Source organism: Blastococcus aurantiacus, assembly GCF_900102425.1.
Taxonomy (GTDB): Bacteria; Actinomycetota; Actinomycetes; order Mycobacteriales; family Geodermatophilaceae; genus Blastococcus; species Blastococcus aurantiacus.
This window is the reverse complement of the sequence record NZ_FNBT01000001.1, coordinates 534,813-550,217: the sequence shown is the minus strand read 5'-3', so window position 1 is coordinate 550,217 and position 15,405 is coordinate 534,813. Positions and strand designations below refer to the sequence as shown.

Annotated in this window: 9 protein-coding genes; 3 read left to right on the top strand and 6 right to left on the bottom strand. The window is 71.7% G+C overall.

Annotated features, from left to right (window positions below; all coding sequences use genetic code 11):
- Positions 1-69 precede the first annotated feature (69 nt).
- The gene (locus tag BLS70_RS02570) at positions 70-672 is read left to right on the top strand and encodes a hypothetical protein (protein WP_176946248.1); all 603 of its coding nucleotides are present in this window, start codon (positions 70-72) and stop codon (positions 670-672) included.
- 94 nt (positions 673-766) lie between these two features.
- Here BLS70_RS02570 and BLS70_RS02565 read toward each other — a convergent pair whose 3' ends face one another.
- A complete protein-coding gene (locus BLS70_RS02565) occupies positions 767-1,390 on the bottom strand; it encodes a hypothetical protein (RefSeq protein ID WP_091763908.1) in 624 nt (207 codons plus the stop codon).
- Between the two features lie 347 nt (positions 1,391-1,737).
- Here BLS70_RS02565 and BLS70_RS20980 point away from each other — a divergent pair, with 347 nt between their 5' ends.
- On the top strand, positions 1,738-2,358 hold the full coding sequence (locus BLS70_RS20980) for an excalibur calcium-binding domain-containing protein (RefSeq protein WP_255362183.1): 621 nt from the start codon (positions 1,738-1,740) through the stop codon (positions 2,356-2,358).
- 38 nt (positions 2,359-2,396) lie between these two features.
- Here BLS70_RS20980 and BLS70_RS02555 read toward each other — a convergent pair whose 3' ends face one another.
- The 3 genes from BLS70_RS02555 to BLS70_RS21170 form a co-directional block, all read right to left on the bottom strand.
- Positions 2,397-4,154, bottom strand: a complete 1,758-nt coding sequence (locus tag BLS70_RS02555; RefSeq protein ID WP_091763907.1) for a putative bifunctional diguanylate cyclase/phosphodiesterase — start codon at positions 4,152-4,154, stop codon at positions 2,397-2,399.
- Between the two features lie 147 nt (positions 4,155-4,301).
- The gene (locus tag BLS70_RS02550; RefSeq protein ID WP_091763906.1) at positions 4,302-5,135 is read right to left on the bottom strand and encodes a hypothetical protein; all 834 of its coding nucleotides are present in this window, start codon (positions 5,133-5,135) and stop codon (positions 4,302-4,304) included.
- A 175-nt stretch (positions 5,136-5,310) separates the two neighbouring features.
- The gene (locus tag BLS70_RS21170; protein ID WP_255362182.1) at positions 5,311-7,575 is read right to left on the bottom strand and encodes a cation-translocating P-type ATPase; all 2,265 of its coding nucleotides are present in this window, start codon (positions 7,573-7,575) and stop codon (positions 5,311-5,313) included.
- Positions 7,576-10,058: 2,483 nt separating this feature from the next.
- On the opposite strand from BLS70_RS21170, the gene BLS70_RS02540 reads away from it, so the two are divergent.
- Positions 10,059-13,379 (top strand): TM0106 family RecB-like putative nuclease, encoded by a 3,321-nt coding sequence (locus tag BLS70_RS02540; RefSeq protein ID WP_091763905.1) that lies wholly within the window; start codon positions 10,059-10,061, stop codon positions 13,377-13,379.
- A gap of 77 nt (positions 13,380-13,456) precedes the next feature.
- Here BLS70_RS02540 and BLS70_RS21575 read toward each other — a convergent pair whose 3' ends face one another.
- Both BLS70_RS21575 and BLS70_RS02530 read right to left on the bottom strand, forming a co-directional pair.
- The gene (locus BLS70_RS21575) at positions 13,457-14,191 is read right to left on the bottom strand and encodes a class I SAM-dependent DNA methyltransferase (protein ID WP_091763904.1); all 735 of its coding nucleotides are present in this window, start codon (positions 14,189-14,191) and stop codon (positions 13,457-13,459) included.
- The gene (locus tag BLS70_RS02530) at positions 14,188-15,180 is read right to left on the bottom strand and encodes a dCTP deaminase (protein WP_176946246.1); all 993 of its coding nucleotides are present in this window, start codon (positions 15,178-15,180) and stop codon (positions 14,188-14,190) included. The genes BLS70_RS21575 and BLS70_RS02530 overlap by 4 nt, the downstream gene beginning before the upstream one ends.
- Positions 15,181-15,405: the final 225 nt, after the last annotated feature.

Sequence of the window (15,405 nt, the reverse complement as noted above, 5' to 3'; positions counted from 1 at the left end):
TAACTAGGTGCGGTGTGGGTTGCGTCGCTGGCTCGAGCGGCGTTCTCGGATTGCAGGAAAGGCGCTCCTGTGAGTTGGGAAGTGACGCGCGACGTCTTGGAGCTTGTGGCAGCACTCTTGCTGCCAGTCGTGCTCGTAGTTCTGGGGCACCGCTTGAGTCGTCGGCTGAAGGAGTTGGACGACAGCCAGTGGCGTAACCAGGAGCTGGTAAAGGCGCGGCTCGACTATTACAAGGTTCTGGCCCCACCGCTCAATGACCTAGTGTGCTTCTTTACCTTCATCGGCGGCTGGAAAGAACTCACGCCGCCGCGAGTAATCGAGATCAAACGACAGTTGGACCGCGACTTTCACGTGGCACTACCACTTTTCAGCACTGAAGCTAACGAGGCCTATCGTCGCTTCATGAAGCAGTGCTTCTTGAGCTTCGGCAACTGGGGCGAGGACGCAAAGCTGCGGACAAGCTCCCAGCGACGGCGACAGGCGTTGGGCACCTCCTGGAATCACGAGTGGGATCCGCAGTTCGATGAGTCGTTCAGTCAGGGTCATACGGTGGCCGACCTCAGCGCGATCCGTGATGCATACGATCGCGTGCTCGCCAGCATGGTGCGAGACATCAAGCTGCTAGAGGCCCGGGAGCGGTATGCGACCGACGAGATCAGCATCAACGCCTAATGATCTTCTGATAGCCAACTCAGCAAGCTGATGAACGGGCAGAGCACCCCGCTGCTGCGGGCGCTGGCGCACCTCGGCGTCTGAGCGCCGTCCGTCAGACCAGCTCGGGCACCCGGAGGCTGTGCATGACGACGTCCAGCTCGGCCTCCTCGGTGACCATCACCCCCCGCTGCGCGACGAACTCGTCGCGCATGCCCGAGATGAGGTCGCGGCTGGCGTCCATGGCGGCGCGGTCGGTGTAGACGGTGGTGAGCGAGCCGATGCCGGTTCGGCGGTCGACGAGCAGGCTCAGGCTGCAGAAGCCGGCGACGTCGTCCATGCGCGGGATGATCTGGCTGCGGAAGGCGTCCAGCGTCTCGTCGAGCATGGTGGGGTCGGTGCGGCTCCACAGCACGCGGGCGCACGAGTCGTCGGTCGCGGAGTGCAGCCGGTGCATCATGGCGATCTCCCACTCCTGCACCTGGGTGTCGCGGCTGCGGAAGCGCTCCGCGGCGTGTTCGCGCATCGCCATCACCCGGTCGCGGCTGGCGGCCATGGAGTCCTCGTCGCGCCAGCCGGTCGTGACGATGCAGCGGCCGGAGTCGCGGTCGCAGAGCATCGACATGCCGGTGTAGCCGTCCATCTCCGCGACGGCGGGCAGAACGGTGTCGCGGACGTCGGCCATGCCGTCGTCCAGGCGCATCGGGTCAGCGGTGATCGTGGTGGTTCGGGCGTACATGACGCCCCCTTCCAGGAACGGGCGCGGCGCCCCGGCGGCGTCGCCGCACGGGCCATGCTGCTCCGCTCGTGGGGCTTGTCCACGGCCTTACGTCCCGGTCGTGGCTCGCCGGACCCCCGCTCGGGGTTGGAGTTGGCGGGAGTCGAAGCGGCTGGAGCGCTGGATCTGGTGATGCACTCGGGATTGCCCGCACGCCCGTATGACCCTTCGTCTCGAGAGGTTCGCCGGCACGCGGGCATGCCCCAGGCGACTCTCTGAACCCGCCGGTCCCGGGTGTCTCGCCTCGATCACCGGGGCCCGTGAATAGCGATACCGTCCCGTGCCACTACTGGGAACGGGGAGAGCTCTTGTCTGAGACCGCTGCTATGTCCGGTGCCACTGCGCCCTTTTTGGGGCAGCCCCAGAAGAAGCCGAAGCCGTGGCTCAAGTGGGCGATCCCCCTGCTGGCATTCGTCATCGGAGTGGGAGTGGGCAACAGCGGGACGGCGTCCGAAGCCGACTCCGAGGCCACGGTCGAATCGGCTCCTGCATTCGTGTCGCTCAAGAGCGAGCTGACGGAGAGCCAGGAAGAAGCAGCGCAGCTCGAGGACGAGGTGGCTGAGGCCGAGGAGAGGATCCGTCAGGCCGCCGCCGAGGGAGAGTCGCGCCTCGCCGCGCAAGCGGCCCAGCTCGATGAGCGGAGCGCGCTGCTGGACCAGCGCGAGAGCGAAGTCGCCGCTCGGGAGACCGGGGCACTGCGAGCCACCCCGCCGTCGCAGGCAGCGCCCCGGCCTGCGGCACCTGCACCTGCGCCTGCACCTGCACCTGCGCCGCGTGCGGTGCCGGTGGTCCCTCCGGCTCCCTCGACAGCGGAGTACTTCGACAACTGCACCGCCGCGCGAGCCGCAGGGGCTGCCCCTGTGCGCGTCGGTGACGCCGGCTACGGACGGCACCTCGACAGGGACGGTGACGGAGTCGGCTGCGAGTAGTCCTCGCCCTCACTGGAGGCGGTCGGCCTGCAGGGAGGTCAGGCGTGCAGGGCGTGGGCGTCGTCGGCGCGGTCGAGCTGCGCGGCGACGTCCGCCAGGGGAGCGGGACGACCGTAGAGCCAGCCCTGGCCGAAGCGGCAGCCGATCGCGCGCAGCTGGGCGTCCTGCTCCGCCGTCTCGACGCCCTCCGCGACGACGTCCAGACCCAGGACGTGGGCCATGCCGACGATGCTTCGCAGCATCGTCGCCCGCCGCGGTGAGGTGGTGATGGTCGCGATGAACGACGAGTCGAGTTTGAGGATCGCCACGGGAAGCGTGTCCAGGCGGCTCAGGGAGGAGTAGCCGGTGCCGAAGTCGTCGATGGCGATGCCCAGCCCGAGACCGCGCAGCTCGTGCAGCGTGGCCACGGCCGTCGAGCACTCGGCGTCCACGAGGCTCTCGGTCACCTCGAGCACGGTCTCGGTAGCGGGCCAGCCCGTCTCGGCGAGCACCGTCCGCACCCGCTGGGCGTAGGCAGGGTCGGACAGCTCGCGTCCGGAGACGTTGACGCCCAGGCGGAGGCGGCGTCCGGTGCCGGCGTGCAGGGCCGACATCTGGCCGCAGGCGGAGCGGAGCACGTGCTCGCCGAGGCGCGGCATCAGCCCGTGCCGCTCGGCGACGGCGACGAACTCGGCGGGGGAGACGAGGCCACGCTCGGGATGGGTCCAGCGGGCCAGCGCCTCGACGCCGACGACCTGGTCGGTGCGCAGGTCGCGGATCGGCTGGAAGTGCACGGTCACGTCGCCGGCATCGAGTGCCGCGGTGAGGTCGGCGACCAGGTCGGACGTGTCGGGCCCGGCGCCGAGCTCGCACCGGCCGCGGCCGGACGACTTGGCGGTGTAGAGGGCCAGGTCGGCGCGGCGCATGAGCTGCGCGGCGCTCTCGCCGGGCTGGTGCTCCGCCACACCGCAGGACATGCCGACGTCGGGGTGCCGGGCGCGGAGCTGTTGCACCAGGGTCAGCGCGGCCGGCCCGGGCAGCCCGGGGAGCAGCAGCGCGAACTCGTCGCCGCCGTGCCGGGCCAGCACCGCCGTCGGCGGGAGAGCGCGGCGCCAGGCCTTGGCCACCGAGCGCAGCACGCGGTCGCCGGCGTCGTGGCCCTGGGTGTCGTTGATGGCCTTGAAGTGGTCGAGGTCCAGCAGGGCGGCCGACATCGGCTCATCGGTGCGGGAGACCACGCGCATGAGCTCGTGCAGCGCCTGGTCGAAACCACGCCGGTTGGTCAGGCCGGTGAGCGGATCGCGGTTGGCGCTGGAGGCGCGCAGCACGAGCCCCCGGGTGACCACGCTCAAGCCGAGCACCATCGCGTCCAGCGACAGCGCGAGGGGCAGGGCGACGTCGCCTCGCACCGCCAGGCCGGCGGTGAGGCCGGCCAGGGCCAGCGCCGTGTGGCCGACGGCGAGGGGCAGGCTGAAGAAGAAGCAGGAGGCGATGGCCAGGAAGCTGGTCAGGGCGCCCACCGCCAGGGCTGTCGGTGCGTCGGGCGCGAGCACCACACCGGCCACGACGACGGCCGTGGCCTGCAGGACCGCGATGTGGAACGCCGGCCGCGGCCAGCGCGACCCCCAGCGCAACACGACGCCACCTGCGAGCAGCGCGGACACCGCGAGGCCGCTCAGCAGCGCCCGGTCGACCCAGGGCGTCTCGGCGCCCAGGACGGCGAGCAGGCTGGCGCTCCCACCGAAGACGTACAGGGTGGCGAGCGCCTGGCTCATGACGCGCGAGGTGGCCACCTCGGGCACGGCAGACCACTTCATAGGAACGGGATCGGCCGTTTCAACCGCTTCGTTGATGACGCCTCCCTCCCCGGGGGGTGGGCGGCGGGGGCTCAGGCTCCGCCGCGCAGGCCTCCAGGGTCTGCCTGCCGCGCGCGCTCCGCACCCGGAGGTGCGGAGCGCGGTGCCTCAGCTGCGGGCCAGTGCCGGCCGGGTCTTCGCCCAGGCGAGGAACTTCGCGGCCTGGTGCAGGTCGGGGATGTCGTTGCCCACCAGCGAGCGCAGCAGGTCGTTGCTCCACACGGCGAGGCGACCGATCGTCCACGCCACCTTCTCGGCGGCCGGCAGGTCGAGGTCGAAGACCAGCTTGGCGATCTCCTTCTTCCCGTCGGTCGGGGCCGTGTACCTGAGCACCGGGAGGAAGCGGTCGGGCTCGACGACGCAGAGCACCTTGGTGAGCAGCGGCTCCTTGTTGAACGAGGCCAGGCCGATCTTCTTGCCGTCGACGAGCTGGGTGAGCCGGTCCTCCAGGCGCAGGGTGGCCGGCCCGTGCAGCAGGAACTCGATCGTCTCGCGGACCTTCTGGGCCGCGACGTCGGCGCCCTGGGTCTTCCAGGCGCGGTTGACGCCGGACATGTTGCCGGCGCTGGCGAGGGTGTCCGACGTGGCGAAGTGCAGCAGCTGCTCCGGCGTCGCGTCGGCGAGCCCGTCCCGGGTGAAGAGCTGCTGGTAGCGCTCGCGGAAGCCGGCGACCTCGGGGTCGGGCTCCGGGCGGTCGAGCTGGAAGTCCGCCTTCAGCAGCTCCACCCGCTCGCGGACGTCGGGGCGCACGGCGGCGGCGGTCGGGAAGGCGGCGTGCAGTGAGTCGATCGTCTGCACCGCAGGGCGACCCGGGTCGCGGCGGGCCTCGCCGCGGAGCCACTCGTGGCCGCAGTCGGCGCAGTGGATGAGCAGCTGGCTGTCGGCCTGCTTGGTGCCGGTGATGTCCTCGCTGGAGCAGTTGGGGCAAGCGATCAGAGCCATGGGTTCCCGTTCGTTCGGTTGGTGCGTCTGCGTGCACCTGCGGGTCCCCGGCGCTCGGGTGGAGCGCGTCGGCCCGGGCGGCGAACCCTGCGGGTCGTGTCGCCGTCGGTCGGCTGGGTCCACGATCCCACGTCGGCCTCGCTGCGTCGCCGTCCCGAGGCGAATCCATGTCGGGTCAGCCGGCGGGGGTTCCCGCGGACCGCCACCGGGCGACCAGGCCGGGCACCACCTCGGCGCCGGCCGCTCCGGCGACGGCGCAGCCGAGGACGACCGCCCAGGAGACCGGGTCCAGCGGGGTGCAGCCGAAGAACCGGCTGAGCCCCGGGGTCTGCACGATGCCGAGCAGGACGGCGAACGAGCCGGCCACCGTGCCCAGCACCAGCGGGCTGTGCCGCCCGGACCACGCCGTCTGCACGAGCTGGGTGGCGATGAGCGCGGCCAGGCCCATGGTGCTCGCCCGGCCCCGGAACAGCGGGCCGGTGACCCGGCCGGCGACCCAGGCGGCGGTGGCACCGCTCGCCGTCGCGGCACCGCGTACCAGGACCATGCGCCGCACCTCGCGGGTGAACCCGGAATGCGGGCCGGCGAGCAGGACGGCCGCGAGCGGGTGGCCGGCGAGCGGGCCGTCGTCGTCACCGGTGCCGTTGGCCGACCGCGGTGCGGCGACCGCGACGGCCAGTGCCGGGAACATGTCGGTGAGCAGGTTGACCAGCAGCAGCTGCCGGGTGCCCACCGGCGCGCGACCGCCGACCGCGGTGCCGAGCACGGTGAACGCGACCTCGCCGGCATTGCCGCCGACCAGGATGGACACGGCGTCGCGGACGCGGGACCACATGGCCCGGCCCTCGGCGATCGCGTCGACCAGCCGGGTGAGGTCGGAGTCGGTGAGCACCAGGTCGGCCGCGGTGCGAGCGGCCGGCGACTCGGCGCCCTCGACGCCCACGCCGACGTCGGCCAGGCGGATGGCGGCGGCGTCGTTCACCCCGTCGCCGGTCATGGCCAGCGTCGCCCCTGCTCGGCGCAGCGCGCCGACCAGCAGCACCTTCTGCTCCGGGCTGAGCCGGGCGAAGACGGCGTGGTCGGCGACGAGGCGGGCGCGCTCGGACTCCGAGGCGCGGGCCAGCTGCGTGCCCGTGACGACCCGGTCGGCGTCGGGGATGCCGGCCTGGGCGGCGATGGCGGCGGCGGTCTCGGGGTGGTCGCCGGTGGCCACGACCACCCGGACGCCGGCGGCGCGCAGCTGCTCGACGGCGCGCACCGACGACTCCCGCAGCGTGTCCGCCAGTCCGACCAGACCGCGGAGGGTCAGCCCACGCGCGGCCTCGTCGAGGTCGTCGGGGACGCCGTCGACCGCCCGGTCGGCGACGGCGAGCACCCGCAGCCCCTCGGCGGCCAGCTCCTGGATGCGCTCGCGCAGGTCGGGGGCGTCGGCGCAGCGGCGGGCCACGACCTCGGGTGCGCCCTTGACCACCAGCCGGCCGTTCCGCACGCCGGCGGAGAACCCGCGCCCGGCGGCGAAGGGCAGGCTCGCGTCCGGTGGCCCGTCGTGGGCGTCGCCGGCGGCGTCGAGGACGGCGCGGTCGGTCTCGTGCGCCTCGCCGTCGCCGTCGCCCATGCCGGCGGCGGCCAGCCGGAGCTGGTCGTCGTCGGTGCCCTCGTCACCGGAGCCGCTGCCCAGCGGCACCAGCCGGGCGACCCGCAGCCGGTTCTCGGTGAGCGTGCCGGTCTTGTCGAAGCAGACGGTGTCGACGCGGCCGAGTGCCTCGAGCACCCGCGCGCTGCGCACCACCGCGCCGCGCCCCGAGAGCCGCCGCGCCGCCGCCTGCTGGGCGACGGTGGCGACCAGCGGCAGCCCCTCCGGGACCGCGGCGACCGCGATCGCCACTCCGGCGGCGACCGCCTCGCGCAACGGGCGGCCCCACAGCACGCCGAGGAGGGTGACCGCCCCGCCGCCGGCGAGGGTCAGCGGGAGGACGGCGCTGGTGAGCTCGGCCAGCCGGGCCTGGACGCCGGCGGGGGGAGCGGCGCCCCCGGCGGCGCGGGTGGCCCGGCCGGCTTGGGTGGACTGCCCGACGGCGACGACGACGGCGCGTCCGGTGCCGGCGACCACCGTGGTGCCGTCGAAGAGCATGCAGGTGCGGTCGGCGACCACGGCCCCCGGCGTCGCCGCGACCGACTTGCCCACCGACAGCGACTCACCGGTGAGCCCGGACTCGTCCACTTCGAGGTCCTCGGCCTCGAGCAGCCGGGCGTCGGCCGCGACGAGGTCCCCGGACCCGACCTGTACGACGTCGCCCACGCGCAATTCCGTCGCGGGGATCTCCTCCGTCCGCCCGTTCCCGACCTCCCGGCGGGCCGTGCGGTCCTGCTCGAGCAGCAACTGCTCCAGCGCCGTCTCCGCGCGGAGCCGCTGCAGGCCGCTGACGAAGGCGTTGACCACGGTGACGCCGCCGACCAGCACCGCGTCGGTGTACTCGCCGAGGACCGCGGTCGCGGCGGCTCCGGTCGCCAGCACCGGGGTGAGCGGGTCGGCGAGCTCGGCGGCGACGGTGCGGGCGAAGCGGGCCGGGGTGCTGACCGCCTTCGGCCTCCGGCGCTCGTCCGGCTCGGCCGGGACGTCGGCCACCCGGCGGAGGACCTCGTCGGCGTCCAGTGCGTGCCAGGGGTGTGCACGGTGGGCGCGGGCACGGGCCGGCGGGCGACCCGGACGGCGGTCGCGGCGCCGACCGTCATGGTGCTCACCGTGGCCCACTTGCCGGGGGTGGTGGCCCGCCGCTGGCCGACGCGGGGGCTCCCGACCGCGGCGAGCAGCCCGCCCAGCACGTTACCGGTCACCGCGGTGCGCACCGCCTGACTGCTGATGCGCCTGGCGTCCGCGGTGGCGGCGACGATGCGGCAGGCATCGGCCAGGCCGGGCGCGGTGACGAGGTCGGCACCCCAGGCGGGGGAGCGGCCCTCCAGGACGGGGGCGACGGCGACGTCGGCGGCCAGCAGCGCGGGCCCCTCGGTGGCCGAGACCAGCAGCACGCCGGCGCCGTCGGACTGCAGGCGTCGCACCGTGTCCACCAGCTGCTCGTCGGCGGGCGGGACCTCCTCGGCCGCGCCGGCCAGCTCGCCGGTGCTCACGTGCGGGGTGAGTACCAGCGTGCAGCCGGCCTCGACGGCGGCGGTCAGCAGAGCCTCGGCGTGCGGGTCGAGCCCGGGGGAGACGACCACCGTCCCTATGCGGCGGCGGCCCTGCAGCAGTGCGCGGACCTCGCCGCCGGGGTAGTCGGCCGAGGTGCGCGGCGGGCCGAGCCGGAGCTTGTCGCTGTCGCCGGTGCCGCCGAGCAGGCGGGTGGCGGCGGTCCAGACGTCCGCGTCGCTCCACCCGTCGGCCTGCCCGGTGGCCTCGACGACCTCCGGAGGGCCGGTGGCCAGTGCGCCGGCGTCGACGACGACGGTGTCGATCCGGTCGAGCCGGCGGTAGGCAGAGCCGTCCATCGGCAGCACGCCGCGGCGGGCGAGCAGCGTGTCGAGCCAGGCGGCGAAGGACTCCCGGCCCTGGACGGCGGCCTTCGGGGTGAGCGCCTTGAACAGGTCGGCGGAGCGGCCGGGGCGGCGGGTGAGCGGTAGCAGCGAGAGGGCCGCGACGAACTCGGTGGGGCCCAGCCGGTCGAGGTAGGTCTCGACGGGGCCGTTCGGCAGGGGCCTCGGCCGCGGTCCGGGCGGCTTCTGCGAATCGTCGGTGCCGTCGTCCGGCTCGGGCAGGCACAACTCCCGCTCGCGGTGCCGCCACACCTGGCGGCGAGCCCGCACCTCGAGGGCCCGCTGGATGGCGGCGGCGGCGTTGAGCGCCGGCACGGTCGGGCTCTGCGTGAGGGAGTGCAGCAGCGCGCTGGTGGCCTCGAACGCCAGGTCGGTGCCGACCGGTCCGATGCGGTCGGCGATGGCCTGCCGCACCCACCGCTGGGAGTCGATCAGCGCCAGGACGGCGGTGGCGTGCCGGCTCAGCGCTGGGACGGGCAGGTACTTGGCGGCGGTGGCCACGCCGAGTGCGGCGATGTCGATGGCGGCGGAGACGGTCGCCGCGAGGAGCGGTTCGAGGTCGGCCGGGTGGTCGGGGCGCTGGGGGAAGAGGTGCGTGCCGCCACGGGCCTGCTCGACCTCGGTGACGACGCCGATGAGGTCCTCGGGAGAGATCCGGCGGGAGTCGACGGCGACCAGGACCCGGCCGAGGACGTCGTTGACCGTCGCCCACTCGACGCCTTCGAGGCGCTCCAGGTGCTGCCGCAGGCTGTGGCGGGCCTCGGCCGGCTCGTCGTCGGCGGGGGCTTCGACCTCGATCTGGATGCGGTCGCGGTCGCCCCAGACCCGTCGGGTGTGCCGGGCCTCCGGTGGCTCGAGCATGCCTCGGGCGGTGCCGATCAGGTCGCGCAGATGACCGCCCGGGAGCGGGTCGGCGCCGGTGACGACCGTGCCGACCGCCCGGGTGCCGTGGACGACGGCGCGGCGGGTGAGCTCGACCGAGCCGCTGAGTCCGGCGCGGGCGACGTCGCGCGTGAGCCCGGCCGCCCCGCCCAGGAGTCCGGCGCCGACCGCCATCGGAACGGCGGCGAGCGCGGCGGTGGCGGTGACCAGACCCGCCGCCTCGCGCGCGGCGGTGCCGGCCGACGCGATCCGGCGGAGCAGGGCCATGGCACCCCCGTTGTGACGACGGTCACTCGGAACGGTACGTCCTCGACGGCGGAGCGGCAGCCTTCCGGGCGCCCGGGGCACAGCCGCGGCTCACACCACGGTGAGTGCGGCCCCGGCACCCGTCCGGGTGACGGCCTGGGTCCCGGCGCCGCGGACGCCGATTCGTGTCGGTGGCGTCCGCTACTCCTGCGGCACGGGTTCGTCGGGCAGGCTGCCGGACGACGGTTCTTCGGAGGCAGGGCGGCGATGCAGCGACTCGACGGGCGGCTGGTGCTCAGCCCGACCGACCTGACCGCCCACCAGGAGTGCCGGCACCTGACCCGCCTCGACCTCGGCGTGGCCGCGGGGGAGTGGACCGCGCCGGCCGAGGCGACCGCGCCCGAGGTGCAGTTCGTCTTCGACCGGGGGCTGGAGCACGAGCGGAAGTACCTGGCGTCGCTGGAGGCTCGCGGGCTGTCGGTCACCGAGATCGCGGGTGGTTCCGGGCTCGAGGGACGACGGCGTGCAGAGGCCGAGACGGTCGAGGCAATGCGCAGCGGCGTCGACGTCGTCTACCAGGGGACCTTCTTCGACGGCGCCTGGGGCGGGCAGGCCGACTTCCTGCAGCGGGTCGAGACGCCGTCGCTGCTCGGCGACTGGTCGTACGAGATCGCCGACACCAAGCTCGCCCGCAAGCTCAAGGTGGCTGCGCTGCTGCAGATGGCCACCTACGCCGAGCGGCTGACCGTGCTGCAGGGGGTCGAGCCGGCGCGCATCCACGTCGTCACCGGCGACGGCGAGTCGCGGCCGTGGCGGCTGGTCGACGTCGCCGCGTACGCCCGGCGGGCGCGGGCGCGGCTGGAGGACTTCGCCGCCGCGCCGCCGGAGACCGGACCGTCCCCGATCGGGCACTGCGAGCAGTGCCGCTGGGCGGACCGGTGCAACGCCGAGCTGCGGGAGGCCGACGACCTCGGCCTGGTCGCCGGCATGCGCGGCGACCACCGCGACGCACTGCGGGCGGTCGGCATCCCGACCATGGCCGCGCTCGCGGGTGCGTCACCGGAGCTGCTGAAGGCGTCGGGTATCGGCGTGGACGCGCGGGCACGGCTGCAGCAGCAGGCGACCGAGCAGCTCCGCGAGCGGCTGACGGGGGAGGCGTCACGGACGCTGCTCCCGCCGCTCGACGGCCTGGGCCTGCTGCGGCTGCCGCTCCCTTCGCCCGGTGACCTCTATCTCGACTTCGAGGGCGACCCGTGGTTCGAGGACGGCACGGGGCTGGAGTACCTCGCCGGGCTGGGCGACCGGTCGGGTGCGTTCACCGCGCTGTGGGCGCACGACCGGCCGGCGGAGAAGCAGATGGTCACCGAGCTGATCGACCGGCTGGTGGCCGCGGCGGCGAGCGAGCCGGGCATGCACGTCTACCACTACGCGCCCTACGAGGTGACGGCGCTCAAGAAGCTGGCCGGCGGCTACGGCGTGCGCGAGGCCGAGCTCGACCAGCTGCTGCGAGAGGAGCGGTTCGTCGACCTGTATCCCGTCGTCCGGCAGTCGATGCGGATCAGCAAGGAGTCGTACTCGATCAAGAAGGTAGAGGCGCTCTACGGCCGGGAGCACGGGGGAGAGGTGGCCAGCGCGCTGGGCAGCGTCCTGGAGTACGAGGCCTGGCTCGCCGACGGCGACGACGCCCGGCTGGCTGCCATCGAGTCCTACAACAAGGACGACGTGGACTCCACGCGCGAGCTGCACGACTGGCTGGAGACCCAGCGGGCGGAGCTGGAGGCGGTGCACGGCGCGCTGCCGAGGCCGTCGTGGGTGACCGCCGAGCCGGACCCGAAGGTGACCGATGCGCAGGCCGCGGAGGTGGAGCTGACCGATCGCCTGCACGACGCGGGGCACGGGCTGCTGGGCGACCTCGTGGGCTGGCACCGGCGCGAGGACAAGCCGTCCTGGTGGGAGGTCTTCCGGCTGCGGACGCTGGATCGCGAGGCGCTGATCGAGGACGGCTCGGCGCTGGGCGGGCTGACCTTCGAGCGGTACGTGGGCCCGGACAAGCGGAGCCACCTGTACGAGTACTCGTTCCCGGTGCAGGACACGAAGCTCTCGGTCGGCGACGACGCGCTCGACGTGGACACCGCGAAGAAGGCCGGGACGGTGTTCGGGCTCGACATCGCCACATGTCGACTTGTCCTCAAGACGACGGCCGCCGAGCCGCCTTCGCCGCGCGGGCTCGGTTCGGGCGGGCCGCTGAACACCCGCGGTCTCCGAGAGGCGATCGCCGCGACGGGCGAGGACGTGCTGGCCGGCCGGGACTGCCTGGGGCAGGCACTGGTCGAGCGGCGCGTTCCCGCGGGAACGCAGCTGCGCGAGGGCGAGACGACGACCGACGCGATCGTGCGGCTCGGCCTGGCGCTCGACGGCGAGGTGCTGGCCATCCAGGGCCCTCCGGGCAGCGGCAAGACGACGGCAGCGGCTGCGCTGATCCGGGCGCTGCTGGACGCCGGCAAGAAGGTCGGCGTGACGGCGACCTCCCACGCCGTCATCGGCAACCTGCTCAAGGCGGTCCGGCGGCCGGCGCTGCAGAAGTGCGAGGAGAGCCAGCACTGCGGTGCCGCCGGGGTGGCCTGGTCGGCGGACAACGGCTTCGTCGCGTCGGCGCTGGTGAGCGGTGACGTGAACCTGGTCGGCGGGACGGCGTGGTTCTGGACGCGCGCTGACGTCGCTGCCGCGGTCGACGTGCTGGTGGTGGACGAGGCGGGGCAGTTCTCGCTAGCCAACGCGGTGGCGGTGGCGCGGGGAGCGCGGTCGATGGTGCTGCTGGGCGACCCGCAGCAGCTGGCGCAGCCGTCTCAGGCGGTGCACCCGGGGGAGTCGGGCGCTTCGGCGCTGGAGCACCTGCTCGACGGGCACGCGACGATCCCGGCTGACCGGGGCGTCTTCCTGGACCGGTCGTACCGGATGCACCCGGACCTGACGGCGTTCGTGTCGGAGCTGGCGTACGAGGGCCGGCTGCGGTCGGCGGACGGCCGTGAGCGGGTTTCGGTGCTGGGGGAGGGGCCGCTGTCCGGGAGCGGGCTGCGGGTGCTGCCCGTGGCCCACGAGCGGACCTGTGCGGACAAGAGCCAGCAGGAGGCCGACGCCGTGGCGCGATTGTGGCACTCGGTGCAGGGCTCGACGTGGCGGAACCACGAGGGCGTCGAGGCGCCGATCGGGCCGGTCGACGTACTGGTGGTGGCGCCGTACAACGCCCAGGTGGCGCTGATCAAGGCGGCGCTGCCGGACGGTGCACGGGTGGGGACCGTGGACAAGTTCCAGGGCCAGGAGGCGCCGGTCGTCCTGTACTCGATGACCAGCACGAGCGCGGACGACGCACCGCGCGGGGTGTCGTTCCTGTACGACCTGAACCGGCTCAACGTGGCGGTGTCGCGGGCGCAAGCACTGGCAGGCGTAGTCCTCAGTCCGGAGTTGCTGGACGCGCCGGTGCGGACGCCGGACCAGCTGCGGAAGGTGAATGCGCTCTGCCGGCTGATCGCATTCGCCAGATTGGCTAGGCCAAGCTCACCGCCACGCGCGCCATCTCCGTGCACCTAGCCACCTAAAAGGACCGCTTGAGCGGTTGCACGCGGGACCTAGTTGTGCGTCGACAACGCTCAATAAATGATCGGACCTCAATTGTGACGGAACGAGGCGACGTAAAAGATCGGTCGAGCGCTGCTGCGATCGAGCGCGGGCAGCTGATGAGGGGGAGGCTTCCACTCTAGGTCTGCATAGCCGAACTGTCGGCACGAGCTCAAAGTTAGCCCCGCGGCCTCAGCTGCCGAAAGTACTTCAGATAGGGCGTGCTTGAAAGGGAAAATCGGTGAGCGAGGATTCTTTAGTCCGCGGAATGAGATTGATTGGTAGTCATGCTCCGAATCCAAATCAGCCACCAGTATGGTCGCTCCCCTTGTCGTTACTCGAAACGCCTCCGTAAAAAAATCCACAGGCGCGCTTAGATGAGACAGCACCCTTGCGCATAGCAAGGTGTCGAACCGTCCCTCGTGAAAGGGAAGCCGAGTTGCGTCACCTAGGACGGCGGGGACGCTCGGGTGTCTCATCTTCAGCTGCTCAAGCATTCCAGAGCTGATATCGAGTCCGCTTAGTTTATAGCCCAGTGAACGGTGAATGGGCACGTAAGCACCGTTGCCGATGCCGACGTCTAGACAGGTGTTTCTTGCGGCCTGCGCGAGCAGAGGGGCAAGGATTGGTTGCTCGTTGGCTCGCCAAAAGTTCTGCCATACCCAGTAATCGTAGGTGGCCGAAATCGCATCGTATGCTCGGGCCACCGTGGCGGAGTCTGACCCGCGTCCTGACAGTCGTTCGCCGTCCTGCGAGCCCAGGTTTGGGATCCATGTTTTCGTCATGGCGTTCCTTGGCCTGGCGCAGTGAGCTGTGAAAGACGCGCCTCTAATTCTCGAATTCGCTCCTCGAGCTCAACAGCGGTCCCTGAATTGCTAGAGCCCACGATGCGGTCGGTCAAGCTTTCGTCAACCTGCTTCTTAATCTCAGAGGAGAGGTTCGGCTGTAGTTCACTCTGAACCCAGGGCACGAAGGACATGGCCAGCACCAGCACTGCGAGGCCGATAGACGCCACGCCAAGGATCTTCCACAGGAGGCCGCGTGCGTCTTTGTCGGCACTGGCCTTCAAGTCTGTCTCTGCAGACGCCTTGGTGGCTTCAATCTGAGCAATAGCGGTGGTGGTGGCGGTGCCAACTCGGGACTCAATGTCGGCAGTGGTTGATTGCTTCATCGCCTCGATCGCTGCGACGGCTTCGTCCTTCTTCTGTCGCAGGTCAACTTCGAGCCGTCCACCGACGTCCAGGAACGTGGGAGGAGCGTCCTTCGCGTTCAGCAGCACTTTGCGGTCGTATTCGACTTGGTCAACCGAGTTACTGAATGGCGATGCAGCAACGGTCTCTAGTCGATTGAAGACTAGCTTGGCGATGACGGTTTCTCGATCGATAGTGATGGCCTTACGCCCAAAGTTGACAAATAGGCACGAAAGGTCTCCTTCGTAGCCCGGCTCGACCATGCTCATGTTCACCAGCATGAGACCTTGGCGCGAAAGTCGATTGGTTTGCCACCAGAAGGCGCAAACATCGTCCGGCATCACTACGGACTCGCGTGTCCTGATCCAGACCAATTCACCCGACTGGATCTCGTAGATGTCGCTGTAGGCGGCGTTGCCGGTCCAGTCCGTCACGTCGTCCAGACCAACCAGCTCGCCGGTCCGGAAGATGCGGCCGGCGTGAAACTCGTAAGCGCAGGCGTCAACATGGTCTGGATTGCCCAGCTTGATGAGCTGTCCCGCGGCGATCGAAGCTTCGATATCTGCGTCGCTGAGTACTGACATGACGGCCTCCTGCGGGCTGGCTGACGGTCGACACGAGGCTAGCCAACTCAGGGGCCCGGGCGAGCGAACTGCAAGCATCTAGTCGAAGTGGCAAGCGCGACACCAGCGCCTTCGCTCAGGGCTCTGGCTAGGAGCCTGTTGGCTTCGGTGCTCGATCGCAGGTGTCGAAGACGTCCCGCGGTCGGAGCCGCGACCGGGTGGCGGGCGGCGGGCCTGCCGCCGTCG